General features: G+C 38.3%; 15 protein-coding genes, 7 tRNA genes, 1 rRNA gene, 1 pseudogene and 1 other annotated feature. Of the genes and pseudogenes, 22 read left to right on the top strand and 2 right to left on the bottom strand.

The genetic code is table 11. The features are described from left to right. From BMX83_RS06210 to BMX83_RS06195, 4 genes are read left to right on the top strand one after another with little or no spacing between them, the layout of a single operon-like run. Positions 1-702, top strand: coding sequence for a DUF969 domain-containing protein (locus tag BMX83_RS06210; RefSeq protein WP_091634812.1), 702 nt, complete (start codon positions 1-3; stop codon positions 700-702). Further along, entirely contained in the window at positions 702-1,625 is a 924-nt protein-coding gene (locus tag BMX83_RS06205) for a DUF979 domain-containing protein (protein ID WP_091634810.1), read from the top strand. The genes BMX83_RS06210 and BMX83_RS06205 overlap by 1 nt, the downstream gene beginning before the upstream one ends. A 22-nt stretch (positions 1,626-1,647) precedes the next feature. After that, positions 1,648-2,301, top strand: a complete 654-nt coding sequence (gene pcp, locus BMX83_RS06200; protein WP_177170520.1) for a pyroglutamyl-peptidase I — start codon at positions 1,648-1,650, stop codon at positions 2,299-2,301. 33 nt (positions 2,302-2,334) lie between these two features. Continuing rightward, positions 2,335-3,510 carry a cation:proton antiporter gene (locus BMX83_RS06195; protein ID WP_091634805.1) on the top strand — a complete coding sequence of 392 codons (1,176 nt, stop codon included), beginning with the start codon at positions 2,335-2,337 and terminating at the stop codon, positions 3,508-3,510. Between the two features lie 115 nt (positions 3,511-3,625). On the opposite strand, the pseudogene BMX83_RS11120 reads toward BMX83_RS06195, so the two are convergent. Next, a pseudogene (locus BMX83_RS11120) lies at positions 3,626-5,401 on the bottom strand (ABC transporter permease/substrate binding protein). Next, positions 5,391-6,599 carry a quaternary amine ABC transporter ATP-binding protein gene (locus BMX83_RS06180; protein ID WP_091634799.1) on the bottom strand — a complete coding sequence of 403 codons (1,209 nt, stop codon included), beginning with the start codon at positions 6,597-6,599 and terminating at the stop codon, positions 5,391-5,393. Before BMX83_RS06180 ends, BMX83_RS11120 begins: the two are co-directional and overlap by 11 nt. A 417-nt stretch (positions 6,600-7,016) precedes the next feature. Between BMX83_RS06180 and BMX83_RS06175 the strand changes: the two genes are divergently transcribed. The 18 genes from BMX83_RS06175 to BMX83_RS06090 all read left to right on the top strand — a co-directional run bounded on the left by BMX83_RS06175 (position 7,017) and on the right by BMX83_RS06090 (position 16,089). After that, complete coding sequence (locus BMX83_RS06175) at positions 7,017-7,598, top strand: DNA-3-methyladenine glycosylase I (protein WP_091634796.1); 582 nt, start codon at positions 7,017-7,019, stop codon at positions 7,596-7,598. A 167-nt stretch (positions 7,599-7,765) separates the two neighbouring features. Further along, positions 7,766-7,969, top strand: coding sequence for a DUF1659 domain-containing protein (locus BMX83_RS06170; protein ID WP_091634793.1), 204 nt, complete (start codon positions 7,766-7,768; stop codon positions 7,967-7,969). A gap of 30 nt (positions 7,970-7,999) precedes the next feature. Next, positions 8,000-8,224, top strand: coding sequence for a DUF2922 domain-containing protein (locus tag BMX83_RS06165; protein WP_091634791.1), 225 nt, complete (start codon positions 8,000-8,002; stop codon positions 8,222-8,224). Positions 8,225-8,404: 180 nt separating this feature from the next. Further along, entirely contained in the window at positions 8,405-8,701 is a 297-nt protein-coding gene (gene yidD / locus BMX83_RS06160) for a membrane protein insertion efficiency factor YidD (protein WP_091634783.1), read from the top strand. Positions 8,702-8,894: 193 nt separating this feature from the next. Continuing rightward, a complete protein-coding gene (locus tag BMX83_RS06155) occupies positions 8,895-9,479 on the top strand; it encodes a class D sortase (protein ID WP_091634781.1) in 585 nt (194 codons plus the stop codon). A gap of 148 nt (positions 9,480-9,627) precedes the next feature. Continuing rightward, a complete protein-coding gene (locus tag BMX83_RS06150) occupies positions 9,628-10,311 on the top strand; it encodes a response regulator transcription factor (protein ID WP_091634778.1) in 684 nt (227 codons plus the stop codon). Positions 10,312-10,326: 15 nt separating this feature from the next. After that, entirely contained in the window at positions 10,327-11,451 is a 1,125-nt protein-coding gene (locus BMX83_RS06145) for a sensor histidine kinase (protein WP_091634775.1), read from the top strand. 243 nt (positions 11,452-11,694) lie between these two features. Further along, positions 11,695-13,008: a serine hydrolase gene (locus BMX83_RS06140; RefSeq protein WP_177170519.1), complete on the top strand. Its 1,314-nt coding sequence runs from the start codon at positions 11,695-11,697 to the stop codon at positions 13,006-13,008. A gap of 60 nt (positions 13,009-13,068) precedes the next feature. Then, positions 13,069-13,296 (top strand) — a binding site (T-box leader). 66 nt (positions 13,297-13,362) lie between these two features. Then, on the top strand, positions 13,363-14,637 hold the full coding sequence (gene serS / locus BMX83_RS06135) for a serine--tRNA ligase (RefSeq protein ID WP_091634771.1): 1,275 nt from the start codon (positions 13,363-13,365) through the stop codon (positions 14,635-14,637). A 35-nt stretch (positions 14,638-14,672) separates the two neighbouring features. Continuing rightward, positions 14,673-15,200: a peptide-methionine (S)-S-oxide reductase MsrA gene (msrA, locus tag BMX83_RS06130; protein ID WP_091634768.1), complete on the top strand. Its 528-nt coding sequence runs from the start codon at positions 14,673-14,675 to the stop codon at positions 15,198-15,200. Positions 15,201-15,336: 136 nt separating this feature from the next. Then, positions 15,337-15,452, top strand: a 5S ribosomal RNA gene (gene rrf / locus BMX83_RS06125). Positions 15,453-15,462: 10 nt separating this feature from the next. Beyond that, positions 15,463-15,535, top strand: a tRNA-Val gene (locus BMX83_RS06120). Positions 15,536-15,544: 9 nt separating this feature from the next. Then, a tRNA-Lys gene (locus BMX83_RS06115) sits at positions 15,545-15,617 on the top strand. Between the two features lie 18 nt (positions 15,618-15,635). Further along, positions 15,636-15,717, top strand: a tRNA-Leu gene (locus BMX83_RS06110). 21 nt (positions 15,718-15,738) lie between these two features. Beyond that, positions 15,739-15,811: transfer RNA gene (locus tag BMX83_RS06105), tRNA-Thr, on the top strand. A gap of 9 nt (positions 15,812-15,820) precedes the next feature. Continuing rightward, positions 15,821-15,892: transfer RNA gene (locus BMX83_RS06100), tRNA-Gly, on the top strand. A 30-nt stretch (positions 15,893-15,922) separates the two neighbouring features. Next, positions 15,923-16,008, top strand: a tRNA-Leu gene (locus BMX83_RS06095). A 7-nt stretch (positions 16,009-16,015) separates the two neighbouring features. Further along, positions 16,016-16,089 (top strand) — tRNA-Arg (locus tag BMX83_RS06090). Positions 16,090-16,108 lie beyond the last annotated feature (19 nt).

Genomic DNA, 16,108 nt, shown 5'->3' with positions numbered 1-16,108 from the left:
ATGGAATATTTAAAATTGATAGGTATTTTAATTATTTTAATTGGTTTTATTTTTAAGGTCGATACGATAGCTGTGGTTATACTAGCGGGATTGGCAACAGCTTTGGTTTCAGGCTTATCGCTTTTGGATTTTTTAACATTATTAGGTGATGCCTTTGTATCCAATCGACTGGTCACACTTTTTTTCCTGACATTACCAATGATCGGTTTAACCGAACAGTTCGGGTTACGTCAGCAAGCAACACGTCTGATTGAGAGTATCAAAGGACTTACAACTGGACGATTTTTATCATTGTATATGTTTATTAGAGAATTAGCAGGTTTTTTCTCAATACGTATACAGGGGCATACACAATTTGTAAGACCATTGATTGAACCGATGGCACAAGCTTCTACTAAGAATAAGAATAAGCATAAAGAAGAGGACGAAGAAGTACAAGAGAAAGTTAAAGCACGTTCTGCTGCTATGGAGAACTTAGGTAATTTCTTCGCTCAAAACACGTTTATAGCTGCTTCAGGAGTCCTTCTTATTGCAGGGACTTTGGAGTCGTTAGGTTATGATGTTTCTGCAGTAAGTATTGCACAGGCTTCTTTACCGGTCGCCTTTATAGCATTGTTCATTGTGATTATTTCCAACTTTTTATTTGATAAACAATTAAGTAAAAAAACTAAATCAAATTCAGGCAAGGAGGGAGAGAAATAATGGAAGCATTTAATAACAACCTTCTTGAGTTTTTCTTTATATTAACAGGTCTTTTAATGGCTTACACTGGATTCCGTGTTTTGTTAGATCAAAGGCATCCTGCACGTATACAGACAGCTATTTTCTGGTTCCTGCTTGCTGCTACATTTTCTATCGGAAGATTTATTCCCGCTTATATTTCAGGACTAATGGTAGTAGGAATGGGGATCCTGACATTATTTAAACAGGTGAAGATAGGTCCAATTAATCAATTATCTGAAGAAAAGGCACAGGAGAGAAGTAAGCGTCTTGGCAATACGATTTTTATTCCCGTGGTCTCTCTAGCCTTTATAGCAATCATCATTGCACAGTTCACACCACTTGGAGGGCAAGTTGGTATAGGTGTAGCGGCTGTTTCCTCGCTGATTATTGCAATGCTTGTGACAAAAGCAAATGTAAAAACAGCTCTCCGTGAAGGGGACCGTATGGTTAGGCAAGTAGGAACAGTAGGTATTCTGCCTCAGCTCCTCGCTGCTTTGGGTGTTATTTTTACTGCAGCCGGAGTAGGCGATGTGATTGCAGGGATGATTTCAGCATTTGTTCCTGAAGGCAATCAACTATTAGGTGTCATGGCTTATGTGCTTGGGATGGTTATTTTTACAATGATCATGGGGAATGCCTTTGCGGCTTTCACCGTTATTACTGCAGGTATTGGCGTACCCTTTGTTATTGCTCAAGGTGCAGATCCGGTTGTTGCAGGAGCATTAGCTATGACGGCAGGATATTGTGGAACGCTAATGACACCGATGGCAGCAAACTTCAATGCTCTACCTGTAGCTTTGCTTGAAATGAAAAATCCAAATGGTGTTATCAGAGAACAACTTCCGTACGCGATTTTAATGATTATCGTGCATATCGCACTTATGTACTTCTGGGCGTTTTAGAGTAAAAGAAAGGATGAATGAAATGAAAATTTTAATTAGTGGATTTGATCCATTTGGAGGAGAAAAAATTAACCCAGCTTATGAAGCAGTTAAACTTCTCCCAGATTCAATCAAAGGTGCAGAAATTGTGAAGCTGGAAATTCCAACAGTTTTCCATAAATCTGCAGAAGTTCTTGAAGAAAAAGTAAAAGAAGTTAATCCCGATGTTATTCTTTGTATCGGACAAGCTGGTGGACGTTATGGTGTCACACCAGAACGTGTAGCAATCAACATTGATGATGCACGTATTCCAGATAATGAAGAAAAACAGCCTATTGATGTAAAAATCAAAGCAGATGGCCCGGCAGCATATTTTAGTACACTTCCAATCAAGTCAATGGTAGAGAAAATGCGAGAAGCCAAAGTTCCTTCAAGTGTCTCTAATTCAGCAGGCACGTTTGTATGTAACCACATCATGTATCAAATTTTATATATGATTGATAAAAATTACCCAGGTAAAAAAGGTGGATTTATACATTGTCCATTCATTCCAGAACAGGTAATAGACAAACCGAATAAGCCTTCAATGAATCTGAAAGATATTGCTCGAGGAATCGAAGCAGGAATCGAAGCGATTGTAGAACGAGATGGGAAAGAAGATATTAAAGAAATTGGTGGGCAATCCATTAATCCATGATATCAAATTTATTAATAGAAAGAAGATAAAAACATGCTTATAGGATTGGGATTATTATTACTAACTGGTTACATTGGAGGAAAAGTTGTATCTAGTGTAGGGCTACCACCGCTTATTGGTATGCTGACTGTTGGAGTATTAATGGGACCTTACGTATTAAATATTTTGGATTCTGATTTGCTGCTTGTGTCCCAAGACATTCGAACGTTTGCTTTGATCATTATACTATTAAGAGCTGGTTTAGGTATAAAGAAAGAACAAATTCGTAAAGTAGGTGTTATCGCTCTTAAGATGAGTATAATACCCTGTATTTTAGAAGGATTTACCGTTATGGGGTTAGCTTATTACCTTCTTGGCTTTTCATTTAGCGAAGCGGGGATGCTTGGTTTTATAATAGCAGCTGTCTCACCAGCCGTTGTTGTACCAAGCATGATTGATTTGAAAGAGAAAAGATATGGGGAAGACAAGCAGATACCCACTTTGCTTTTAACGGGGACATCAATAGACGATGTTATTGCTATAACATTTTTTACATTTTTTGTCGGACTTGAAACGCAAACCGGTCACACATCACTGGTAAAAAACTTACTGAGTATCCCTTTTAATATTTTAGTAGGAATACTATTGGGTGCGGTAATTGCCTATGTTTTTGTTTATATATTCAATAAAAGGTCAAAAAATCATAGTGAGAAATTGGTTTTATTACTTTCACTAACCATTATTTTCGTGAAGTGGGGGGATTATACTGGAATCGCAAGCTTACTAGGTGTGATGACAATTGGCTTTTTACTCTTGGAAAAAGTTCCAACACAAGCTCAAACGTTTTCCACTGCATTAAACGGTCTATGGTTTTTCTTGCAGATTTTACTCTTTGCACTTGTAGGTTCGGAAGTTGATATTACAAAGGCATTAGATGCCGGCTTATCTGGAGTCTTAATTATTATTATTGGTTTATTAGCAAGAAGCCTTGGGGTTTGGCTCGTAACTATGAACAGTGGACTGGACATTAAAGAGCGCCTTTTTTGTATGATTGCCTACACTCCTAAAGCGACCGTACAAGCAGCCATTGGGGCCATGCCCTTAGCCTTAGGGGTGCAGCAAGGGACAACCATTTTAGCCCTGGCTGTGATGTCCATTATCCTTACAGCCCCCCTTGGAGCATTAGGTATTTATAAATCAGCCCCTCATTTACTAAATAAAATGAAATAAATCCCAAAGAGAGCAGATAATAGGTCTGCTCTCTTTGGGATTTCATATCTAAAATATTCAGAAAAATAAAGAGGTTGGGACAGCAGTCTCAACCTCTTTATAAATCATAAAGGATTTATTCTTCTATAACGCCATCTGTCCATTCAGCTACTTTATCTTGGTTGTCATTAATCCAGTTTTCAGCAGCTTCTTCGGGGTCAGTACCATCTTGGATTTCTAACATAACAGATTCCATATCAGATGCTTCCCAATAGAAGTTGTCTAATATCTGGTAAGCTTCAGACATATCATCTTCTAAGTCTTCACGAACAAATGTGTCGATTGTTTCTTCTCCACCGAACACTTCTTTTGAATCGTCTAGATATTTAAGATCATAAGATTGGAATTTCCAGTGTGGAGACCAACCTGTTACGATAATTTCTTCTTCGTTCTCATATGCATCTTTCAGTTGAGTAACCATTGCGCCTGATGAAGAAGTTTTAACTTCCCAGTCAGATAAATTTTCGTATTCTTCTAAAGCTGTTTCTGTTGCAGCAACGACACCAGCACCAGGTTCAATACCAGTAATTGCCATATCAGCTTCATCGGATAGATCTTCGATAGAATCAACATCCATATATTCAGGAACAACTAAACCAATTTTAGCACCTTCAAGGTTTGGACCTAAGTGCTCCATTTGGTCTGAGTAGTTTTCAAATTGTGGCGCGTGTGTACCTGGTAACCAAGCAGAAACCATTGCGTCAGCTTCGTCATTTGCTACTGCTTCCCACATAATTGCATTATCTAAAGCAGTAAGTTTAACATCATAACCGACATCTTCTAAAACTTGCCCAATAACGTTTGTTGACGCGATTTCAGAATCCCAAGAAACATAGGCTAATTCGATTTCGCCGTCTACAGTACCTTCAGCGCTATCGTCTGAATCATTTGAATCATCACTACATGCAGCTAAGAATAAAGCTGAAGCGGACATTACAGTTAAACCTAATTTTTTCCATGTGTTGTTAGTCAATATAAAAACTCCTTTAAATTTTTTAATACCTTATTCTTTATTAAATCCTTGTAAGGTTCTGTCTAAAATAATAGCCAGAACAACTAAAGCGAATCCTGCTACAAAACCAGGACCAACCTGAGCACGTTGTAAGGCGTTGATTACGCGTTCACCTAGACCAGGTGCTCCGATCATAGAAGCAATAACTACCATTGATAGAGCAAGTAGTACAGTTTGGTTGATACCCGCCATAATTGTTGCTTTAGCTAAGGGTAATTCAACCTTGAATAATTGTTGTGAAGCGGTACTTCCGAAAGACTGTGCAGCTTCTACCATTTCATCTGATACTTGTCTAATACCTAAGTTCGTAAAACGAACAGTTGGTGGAAGAGCAAAAATAACTGCTGAGAAGACCCCAGGTACCATACCGATACCAAAGAAAGCGACAGCTGGGATTAGATAAACGAAAGCCGGCATCGTCTGCATAAAGTCTAAAATAGGCGTGATAATAAAGTTGGCAATTTCACTCTTAGCCATCAATATACCTACAGGCACTCCGATGACGATGGAGAGTAAACTTGCAACGATAACTAATGTGATAGTAAACATTAACGGTTCCCATAAACCTTGGTTGTATATATAAATCAAGCCTAGGACAGTAAATGTCGGTAAGCCCCATTTTTTACCACTTGCAAAGAATGCTAATGCAGTAAGTGCGATAATAAACGCAATGGGTGGTACGACGAGTAACAATTCGGTCATTGAATCCATAACCGCGTCCCCGCCATCTCTAAGGGCATCAAATAGCCATGAGAGGTTGTCAGTCAGCCAATCGATAAAATTGGCCATCCAATCGGCTACTGGAATTTCAGGAATGACATCTAAAATACTATTCTCCATTGTTAGATTCCTCCTCTCTGTCCTTAGCTAAGGCACCTATAACGAGACTTCGGATAACAATACCTTCTAATTTGTTGTTTTCATCTACAACAGCCACAGGCGTGTCTGTGTTGTGGATGATATCGTATAAATCGTACACCAATGTATCTTTAGAAACTGTAGGGATATCTGTGCGTAAGATACTATCAAAGTTCTTGATTCCAGATTTAACTGCAGTTAGAACATCTTCATCGGTAACGTAACCTTGTAGCTGTTGATTATTATCGATAACCAGCATACTTGATAGACCTTCAGTTTTCATTTGCTGAGCCGCCACTCTTGGACCTTGTTTCTGAGCACGTAAGGTTTGTGGACGAATCATAATATTCTCAGCAGTAAGAACTTTGGAGCGGTCGACATCTTCAACGAAACGCTCAACGTATTCATTAGCTGGGTTAGTAAGAATTTCTTCCCCAGTTCCAACTTGTACGACTTCTCCGTCTTTCATAATAGCAATACGATCACCAATACGTAATGACTCATTCAAGTCATGTGTAATAAAGATGATTGTTTTTTGCATTGCATCTTGCATTTGAATTAACTCGTCTTGCATATCACGACGGATTAATGGATCAAGCGCAGAGAATGCTTCATCCATTAATAGGATTTCAGGATCATTTGCTAGTGCACGGGCAAGCCCGACACGCTGCTGCATCCCACCAGATAATTGGTTAGGTTTTTGATCCTTATAAGGTAGAAGACCGGCGTTATCAAGAGCAGCTTCAGCTTTCTCTTGTCTTACTTCTTTATCAACGCCCTGCACTTCTAAACCGTATTCTGTGTTCTCTAATATTGTGCGGTGAGGAAATAGTCCAAAGTTCTGGAATACCATTGATACTTTCTCTCGACGGACTTTACGTAACTCCTCTTTGCTCATTTTAGAAACATTATCGCCATCTATTAGTATATTTCCTTCCGTGGGTTCGATCAAACGGTTGAGCATACGTACAAGCGTTGATTTACCACTACCGGAAAGTCCCATGATAACGAATATTTCGCCCTCTTCGACTTTAAAACTAGCTTTGTTCACTCCAACTGTTGCTCCAGTCTTCTCAAGAATATCTTCTTTTGAATGACCTTTTTTCACTAGTTCTAAAGCTTGTTTTTCTTTCTTGCCAAATATTTTGACTAAGTCTTGAATTTCAACTTTAGTTGCCAAAGGTTTACAGCCTCCTTATAAAATTTTGTTTCGTTCTCGTTACAACTTAAGACGGATAACAGTCTTAAGTGAGATCAAAAATTAAAAATAAGTAAAAAACGTTAGTTATCCCAGTTATTTGCACAACATTAATTATACCAAGCATAGACACCACAGTAAAACGATTAGGCTTGCAAACAGAATTTTAATATTGATGTAACCGGTTACTAACGCTTTTGATACAGCTTTCTAATAATTAGATTAAAAAATGATAAATCCGTAATAAAACGCTTTTATTTCCCGGTTTTTCTAAAAAGTGTCTATTTTCTGTATAATTACAATAAAAGGTTTTTACCAGAGTATACTCAAGTAAAGCACAAGACTGACATCTGCTTTTGAGTCTGAGGGTTCACAATAAATTGAGAAAGGAAGAATAAAATGACAAACCGATGTAAGTGGGTAACGGATAACCAAAAGTACAAAGATTATCATGACAAAGAGTGGGGAAGACCGCTGTATGATGATAAACAGCTTTTTGAATTATTATGTCTCGAAGGGGCACAAGCGGGGTTAAGCTGGCTAACGGTATTGAAAAAAAGAGAAAATTATAGAGAAGCATTTGATAACTTCGATCCTCAAAAAATAAGTAATTATAATGAAGAAAAAATTCAAAAACTATTGAAAAACGAGAATATCATTCGAAATAAATTGAAGATTAGATCCGTCGTCACAAACGCTCAAGCGTATTTGGAAATCCTTGAAAGTGGTCAAACATTCTCAGATTATTTATGGCAATTTGTGGATGGAGAACCCATACAAAATGCGAGAATCAAAAATTCAGACATTCCATCACAAACAGAAAGAAGTCAACGTATGAGTAAACAATTGAAAAAAGATGGGTTTAAATTTGTCGGACCTACCATCTGTTATGCCTTTATGCAAGCAAGTGGAATGGTCAATGATCATGTTACAGATTGTTTCTGCTACGAAGAAGTTAAAGAAGAAAATTTAAGTCAGTAATTTTGTCTCCCATGTTTTATATGCGTTGGTCCAATGATTTATATAAGCAGGAGAGTAGGATAACTTGACTTGAAAAATTAGTTAAAGAGGTAACACTTTTAAACTCTGTTTCGTTATTAAGGGTGTAAGCAGTGATCACCTTACAAAAAAACAGAGGAGGAACTCATATGCAAAAAGAATGGGATGGAAATAAAGTGGATATATTTTTAGAGGATGCAGTAAACGAAAAGTATATTCGTCGTCGTTTTAATGGCGCAATGCAGACCTTGACAGACGAACAAATTGCAGCTTTTGCTCAAGCGCTAGGTACGGTCAACGAATTACCCATATCATATGCTACTGTCATTGAAGAATATCGTTACACACTTTAATAATTATGAAAATAAAGAGGAGGAAAAGATATGGTAAAACGATTAGAACTGCGCTTTAAATCAGGTGAGGGAAAAACAAAGGTTATTGGTGTGGATCAACCGATTGAGAATCTCGACCCGTTGGTTGCTCAAGCAGCAATGGAAGAAATTATTAATCAGGACATGTTCGAAGTTGAGGGAATCAAGCCATTCGTAGAAATCAAAGATGCCCGATACGTCACGCGTACAGTGGAAAATATTATCGAAGAAGTTTAATTAATGTAATGATTAAAAAAACCGCCTCAATTGAGGCGGTTTTTTGTGCTGTTAGCAGGTAAGGTATTTTGCTAGTATTAAAGGTGTAGAAGGATATTTTGAATACTTCTCATAATAACTTTTAAAAAGTAAGTGTGTTTGCTATACTTAGGTAGTTATCGATATAAAGGAGTTAATAATATGAAAACTTTACTTCTAGCACTCGTAAAATTTTATCAGAAACTTATTTCGCCTTTGTTTCCGCCAAGCTGCCGGTATTATCCAACCTGTTCTCACTACAGTGTGGAAGCGTTAGAAAAACATGGTGCGTTTAAAGGGTTTCTTATGTCCATATCACGAGTTTTGAGATGTAATCCATTTGTGAATGGCGGAGTAGACAAAGTTCCAGATCATTTTACAGTGAGAAGGAATCCTGATAATGAAGATGATGTGTATCTTGGATCGGGTATGACAGTAAAGAGAAATAAAAAGAGCTAAACGTTGTAACAAACTAAATAATGCCAGTAATTATTACACTGATAGCTCTTCTAAAAAAGACTGAAAAGACTGTGATTACTCAATTAGGCTGTTTTGTGACTTTATATGTGAACAGAAATAAGGTATTCTTAAAGAAGGGAGAAAGTGGAGAGCCTCTCTCTGCTTTCTTAATAACGAGGATGGGAAGGATAAAATGAAAGCGTTAGCTAATGTCTTTATTATTGTTGGTTTGGCCTTTCTTGGATGGTTTGGCTATTCATTATACGATCAGAACCAAACGCAGTCTGTTACAATAGAAGAAGCAGAATCAGCGATACAAACATTACGTGAAGAGAATAGTGATATAGAACTTGAAGAAGAAATACAGAATTTTACTCCAGAAATGTACGAAGCGTTTGGTATTTTACATGTACCTAAACTAGACAGAAGTATTGGTGTAGTGGAAGGAACTGATCCTGACGCTTTGCATCAAGGCGTAGGGCATATGTCGAGTACAGTTTTACCTGGCCAAGGAGAACAAATTGTATTTTCAGGCCATCGAGATACTGTGTTTAAAAATTTTGTAGAACTAGAGATAGGTGACACCTTTGTAGTGGAAATGCCTTATGGTGATTACACCTATGAAATAAAAGAGACTGAAATTGTTGATGCAGATGATACAACTGTTGTCGGGGAGATGGGGGAAGAAGTGCTCGTTGTCTCGACCTGCTATCCTTTTGATTATTTAGGAAGCGCTCCTGAACGCTTTGTTTTTTATGCATACCCAGTAACAGAATAAGTAAAAACCCAATTCAATTGAATTGGGTTTTATTGTTTTTTTACATTACAAAGATAGGAACAGCCTTTTTTCTTTATAAAAACTTAACCCATTTCATCAGCTATAAATGATAAAATGAATGGAAATAAAAGGATTAGGAGGTAGAGGTATGCGTATTTTAATTGCGGATGATGACAAAGAGATTTGTGATCTGCTTGAAATTTATATAAAAAATGAAGGATATGAAGTTGAAAAAGCACATGACGGGCAAGAAGTCATTGATAAAGTACAACGTCTGGATATTGATTGTCTGATTCTAGATGTTATGATGCCTAAAAAAAGTGGGCTGGAAGTTGTTAAAGAAATAAGGGGGATTTCCTCATTGCCTGTCTTGATGTTGAGTGCAAAGACAGCTGATATAGATAAAATTCGTGGACTAACCAATGGTGCAGATGATTATGTCGTCAAACCTTTTAATCCATTGGAAGTTCTAGCGAGAGTGAAATCATTAATTAGAAGAAGTACTTATGGATCCGGTCGGAATGAGTCTGGAGAATTAGAGGTCGGACCTTTAATTATACGTAAGGACCAGCACCAAGTGGAAACGATAGAAGGGGTTGCTATACAACTGACTGCTTTAGAATTTGGGATATTGTATTTGCTTGCTACGAATCTTGATCGAGTTTTCAGTGCAGATGATATTTTTGAAAAAGTTTGGAAGCAAGAAAGTCTCGTGCCTGCCAAAACAGTGATGGTTCACGTTAGCCATCTTAGAGATAAAATAGAAAAAGCTACGGGTGGAGAGAGTATTGTTAAAACGGTATGGGGTGTCGGCTACAAAATAGAGAGTTAAAAAAGGAGGGTCACATTGAAACTTACAACAAAAGAAAAATGGCGACTCGCTTTTGAAGCTGTTATTACAGCTGGAATTATTTTCCTTTGTTACTTTGCTGCCTATGAAATATTCCGGTGGTTTGTTGTTACATTTAAAGAAACAGTTAGTACGCTTTGGCTTTTTGGTGATGTTGTAGAGGATATAGACCAACAGGAATTGTGGGGGTTGACCCCGCTAGTATTTTTATTTCTTACTATTACAGCTGGCGTTGCCATACACTGGCGACTTAAAAGACGTTATCGGCAATATAAGCTCAAGCATATTATTAAAGAACTTCATTATATTGCCCAGGGGAATTATGAACATCGTATACGCGGGAATTATAGTGGTGATATAGGAAAAGTTGTAGAAAGTGTGCATCTGTTGGTGGATTCTACTGTTGAAGCCATGGAAGAAGAAAGGCGCATCGAACAAAGTAAAGATGAACTAATTACAAATGTGAGTCATGATATTAGAACGCCATTGACATCGATTATGGGATATCTAGGCTTAATAGAAGAAGATCGCTATGGCTCAGAAGAACAAGCAAAAAAATATGTGCATACGGCTTATGAAAAAGCAAAACAGATGAAAGCACTGGTAGATGACCTCTTTGAATACACCACGGTCAGACAAACCACGGTTCCGCTTGATTATGTTACTTTTGATATGGTGCAGTTACTTGAGCAAGTGGCTATTGACTTTGAATTGGAAGCTGAAAAAGAAGGGAAAAATATCCAAATCATTTCTTCAAAAAAACCAATGATAATGCAGGCAGACACAGAAAAAATTGTGCGCATTTTTCATAATCTGCTTTCAAATGCACTTAAATATGGAAAAAACGGTAAAAATATACGGATAAGCGTGCAAGAGCAAGAAAATAATGTTCTTGTTTCTGTAAAAAATGATGGAGAAAAACTATCAAAAGAGGCCTTGATACAATTATTTGAACGTTTTTATCGAGCGGAGACATCACGTTCGCAAGAAACATCAGGGACAGGTCTAGGGTTGGCGATTGCGCAAAGTATTGTTGACCTTCATAATGGGGAAATTACAGCACGTATTGAACATGGGTGGACTGTGTTTGACGTCTTGCTGCCGCTTAAACGATCACTTTAAAAATAGTTAGGCAGATAAATCAGCTGAGATTGCCCTTTGTAAGGGAGTGTGTCTACGACAGAGATAGTCTCTCTGTCGTTTTTATATATACAAAAGGAGATGTTGAAAAATGTGAAAAGTCAGTGAAAATGGTTGTGTTTTTAACGAGGGTAGCGTACTATAAGTTATGTTAAAATACAGACAAAAGACACTAATCTCAATAGATGGTGAATACTAGAAATTAATATGGGAGTTAAAAAAACAATGAAATCTAGACTGGAAAAGCTATTAAAAATAGCCTTAAGTGCATCGATCGCTTTACCCGTTCTTATGACTGGGACACAGACCTATGCAGATGAAATAGAGATAGAATCAGATGCATCACTTCTTCTTGACTACGAAACAGGACAGATTTTACACGAAGAGGATGCTGATGAAGCAAAAGGTATTGCTTCTATGACGAAAATGCTTGTCGAATATATATTGTTTGAGGAAATTGATGCTGGGAATTTAAATTGGGATTCCGAAGTGATAATCAGTGACTATGCACACAGAATTAGTCAAGATTATGCTTTGTCCAATGTACCTTTGCGTGCAGGCGAAGCTTACACTGTGAGAGAATTATATGAAGCTTTAGCAATCTACTCGGCAAATGGTGCTACAATAGCTTTAGCAGAAAAGATAGAAGGTTCAGAACCTGCCTTTGTTGATCGTATGAGAACCTTGGTAGACTCGTTTGGAATCGAAAATTACGAAATTTATAATACAACAGGTTTAAATAATAGTTACTTAGATGGCGATCATTACCCTGATAGCGATGAGGATGCAGAAAATGTGATGCCCGCTAAAGGTATTGCCAAAGTTGCGATGAAATTGCTAGAAAACTATCCAGAAGTGCTTGAAACATCGAGTATTCCTGAAAAAACCTTTAGAGAAGGAACGCAAGATGTTATTTCTATGAAAAATTGGAATTGGATGCTTGAGGGGCTAACCCATGAACGTGAAGGAGTAGACGGCTTGAAAACGGGGACAACCGATTTCGCAGGCGCTACATTTACAGGTACAGCAACGTCTGATGGGCAACGTTTGATATCAGTTGTTATGGGAGCAGGAGATGGTTTTACCAATCGCTCACAACGTTTCGTAGAAACAGGGAAATTATTCGATTATGGCTTTGATGAATGGCATTACACAACGCTTGTTGAACAGGATGTTGAATTAACCGATATTGAACCGCTACCAATTAAAAATGGAGTGGAAGAAGAGGTTAAATTAAAAACAACAGAAGCATTAGCGTACTATTTACCGAATGATAAAGATGAAGAGACACTCAGCTATACCTTTGAACCCAAAGAAGAGCTACTCAATGATAAGGGAGAAATTGAAGCGCCTGTAGAAGCGGGAGATGTTGTAGGGGAGCTTGTTTTAGATGATCAAGAAGATATCGAATTTATTGACTCAGAAGCTAAAGACGCCATTCAAGTAGCAGCAGCAGACACGGTTGAACGTGCTGGTTTCTTTACTGTGTTCTCAAATGTGATTAAAGATTTCTTTGGTAGCCTTAAGGATCGCTTCTAATATACAGCTTAAGTATTGACCTTCAAGAACAAAGTAAGGTAAAATGGAGATAAAGTAAATAAAAAATAAATGAACGAATTAGTATGGGCTGAAACAAGCAAAGAGAGTCAGTGGATGGTGTGAGCTGAACTTGTTGAACCTGGAATCCATCGTTTAAGATTGAATAATGAAGCCAAATTGCCTAAATTATTTCGGTTAGGGCCGTTACCCCAGAGAGCGCAGAAAGACAGGAAACTGTTTTTTTTGAATCAGGGTGGCACCGCGAGAAGCAGTCCTTTCGTCCCTAACTTCGGGATAGAAGGCTGCTTTTTTAATACTCATAAAAATATAAAAAATGAAAGAAGGAGAAAAAATATGCTGGATATAAAACGGATTCGAAATGATTTTGAAGAAACAAAAAAACGACTAGAGAGTCGCGGTGTAAAAGCGGATGAGTTGAATGAGTTGAAAAGACTAGATGAGAAAAGACGAGAATGCATTCAAAAGTCAGAAAAGTTAAAAAAATACCGCAATGATGTTTCTGCACAGATTGCAGAAAAGAAAAGAAACAAGGAAGATGCATCTGAAGTCATAGCTGCTATGAAAAAAGTAGGGGGAGACATTAAAGAGATTGATGTGGAGTTGGAGAAGTTAAAAGAAGGCATCCACAATATATCTGCAGGCTTACCCAACTTGCCTCACCCGTCACTACCCGTGGGAGAAGATGAAGAATCTAACGTATTGATACGTAAATGGGGTGAACCCAAAACTTTTGAATTCGAACCACAACCACATTGGGATTTAGGGACTGATTTAGGCATTCTTGATTTTGAACGTGGCGCAAAAGTTGCTCGCAGCCGCTTCCTTTACTATAAAGGATTAGGTGCTCGATTAGAAAGAGCCTTGTATAACTTCATGCTGGATATGCATACTACTGAGCACGGTTATGAAGAAATTATTCCTCCTTATTTAGCTAATGATGATGCTTTATATGGGACAGGACAATTTCCTAAATTTAAAGAGGATGTTTTCCAGATTAAAAACCATCCATTGACATTAATCCCAACAGCTGAAGTCCCTTTAACGAACTACCATCAAAATGAAATACTTGAAGAAAAAGACTTGCCTAAATATTATACAGCCCTATCACCTTCCTTCCGATCAGAAGCCGGGAGCGCTGGCAGAGATACACGTGGGCTTATTCGTTTACACCAGTTCAATAAAGTGGAAATGGTTAAATTTTCTAAACCAGAAGATTCTTATGAAGAGCTTGAAAAAATGACAAATAATGCTGAGGCAATCCTTCAAAAACTAGGGCTTCCATATCGTGTTGTTTTGCTTTCAACTGGAGATACGGGCTTTGCAGCTACTAAAACATATGATTTAGAAGTATGGATACCTGCGCAAAACACTTACAGAGAAATCAGTTCATGTTCAAATACAGAAGATTTCCAAGCGAGAAGAGCAATGATTAGGTATAGAAAAGAATCTGATGGTAAAATAGACTATGTACACACCTTGAATGGGTCAGGGCTTGCTGTGGGAAGAACAGTTGCAGCAATTATGGAAAATTACCAACAAGCTGATGGTAGCATCAAAGTACCAGAAGCTCTTGTTCCTTACATGGGTGGCAAAACAGAAATACGCTAAGACAAGTAAAAGGTCAATTATTAAGGAGGATGGAAATGGCTAATGAAAAAAGAGCAATTTTTGCGGGCGGATGCTTTTGGTGCATGGTCCAACCCTTTGATACGTTACCAGGCATTGTTTCAATTACTTCAGGGTATACAGGCGGAAATGTAGAAAACCCCACTTATCGTCAAGTGACTTCAGGAAAGACAGGGCACACAGAAGCTGTCGAGATTATTTATGATCCAGAAAATATTTCTTATAAGGAACTTTTAGACATTTACTGGAGGCAAACAGATCCAACTGATGCGGGTGGACAATTTGCAGATAGAGGGGACTCTTATAGGCCCGTTATCTTCTATATAGATGAGCATCAAAAGCAGGTCGCAGAAGAATCAAAAAGAGAATTGCAAAATAGTGGGAAGTTTGATGAGGCGATTGTCACTCAAATTGAAAAAGCCCAACCCTTTTATCCAGCGGAAGATTACCATCAGGATTTTTATAAGAAAAATTCTGCACACTATAAGCGGTACAGTGTTGGTTCAGGAAGAGCCGGTTTTATCAGTGAAAACTGGCAAAATTAAGAAAATTTTACTCAATCAAATCCTTCTTTGTTGCCTTTTTTTAATTAAATTTAAAAAATCAGTTGACAAAGAGGAAAGGATTTTGTAAGATATAAGAGTTGCTTCAGCAATTGCTGATTTGCAAAAAAATGTTTTGTATAGTGATGATGGCGAGAAGGATCCACCTGTTCCCATTTCGAACACAGCCGTTAAGCTTCTCAGCGCCGAGGATAGTGAAGGGTTTCCCTTTGTGAAAGCAGGACGTTGCTATGCGAAATACTATGGAGGTTTAGCTCAGTTGGGAGAGCATCTGCCTTACAAGCAGAGGGTCAGCGGTTCGAGCCCGTTAACCTCCATTATATTTAGAGCCGTTAGCTCAGTCGGTAGAGCATCTGACTTTTAATCAGAGGGTCGCAGGTTCGAATCCTGCACGGCTCATATATACATTGTATATATGCGGATGTGGCGGAATTGGCAGACGCACTAGATTTAGGATCTAGCGCTTCACGGCGTGGGGGTTCAAGTCCCTCCATCCGCATTGTAGTATATTGTATATTTAGCCGGCTTAGCTCAGTTGGTAGAGCAACTGATTTGTAATCAGTGGGTCGAGGGTTCAACTCCTTTAGCCGGCATTTTTTTTTGCGGAAGTAGTTCAGTGGTAGAACATCACCTTGCCAAGGTGGGGGTCGCGGGTTCGAATCCCGTCTTCCGCTTTCCAATTCTCCTGTCAAGAGACATTCCAAGCCGGGGTGGCGGAATTGGTAGACGCACAGGACTTAAAATCCTGCGGAGAGTTTTCTCCGTGCCGGTTCGATTCCGGCCCTCGGCATTATAAAGCACCCTTAGCTCAATTGGATAGAGTACCTGACTACGAATCAGGCGGTTAGAGGTTCGACTCCTCTAGGGTGCATGTTAATTAGTTATTAAAA

Source organism: Alkalibacterium gilvum (genome assembly GCF_900109085.1).
Taxonomy (GTDB): Bacteria; Bacillota; Bacilli; order Lactobacillales; family Carnobacteriaceae_A; genus Alkalibacterium; species Alkalibacterium gilvum.
This window is presented reverse-complemented; position numbering and strand designations above follow the sequence as displayed.

Bases quoted from the DNA above. Each gene is read 5' to 3' on its own strand.
- BMX83_RS06210 (WP_091634812.1), top strand. From the start codon at position 1: ATGGAATATTTAAAATTGATAGGTATTTTAATTATTTTAATTGGTTTT.
- BMX83_RS06205 (WP_091634810.1), top strand. From the start codon at position 702: ATGGAAGCATTTAATAACAACCTTCTTGAGTTTTTCTTTATATTAACA.
- pcp (WP_177170520.1), top strand. From the start codon at position 1,648: ATGAAAATTTTAATTAGTGGATTTGATCCATTTGGAGGAGAAAAAATT.
- BMX83_RS06195 (WP_091634805.1), top strand. From the start codon at position 2,335: ATGCTTATAGGATTGGGATTATTATTACTAACTGGTTACATTGGAGGA.
- BMX83_RS06175 (WP_091634796.1), top strand. From the start codon at position 7,017: ATGACAAACCGATGTAAGTGGGTAACGGATAACCAAAAGTACAAAGAT.
- BMX83_RS06170 (WP_091634793.1), top strand. From the start codon at position 7,766: ATGCAAAAAGAATGGGATGGAAATAAAGTGGATATATTTTTAGAGGAT.
- BMX83_RS06165 (WP_091634791.1), top strand. From the start codon at position 8,000: ATGGTAAAACGATTAGAACTGCGCTTTAAATCAGGTGAGGGAAAAACA.
- yidD (WP_091634783.1), top strand. From the start codon at position 8,405: ATGAAAACTTTACTTCTAGCACTCGTAAAATTTTATCAGAAACTTATT.
- BMX83_RS06155 (WP_091634781.1), top strand. From the start codon at position 8,895: ATGAAAGCGTTAGCTAATGTCTTTATTATTGTTGGTTTGGCCTTTCTT.
- BMX83_RS06150 (WP_091634778.1), top strand. From the start codon at position 9,628: ATGCGTATTTTAATTGCGGATGATGACAAAGAGATTTGTGATCTGCTT.
- BMX83_RS06140 (WP_177170519.1), top strand. From the start codon at position 11,695: ATGAAATCTAGACTGGAAAAGCTATTAAAAATAGCCTTAAGTGCATCG.
- serS (WP_091634771.1), top strand. From the start codon at position 13,363: ATGCTGGATATAAAACGGATTCGAAATGATTTTGAAGAAACAAAAAAA.
- msrA (WP_091634768.1), top strand. From the start codon at position 14,673: ATGGCTAATGAAAAAAGAGCAATTTTTGCGGGCGGATGCTTTTGGTGC.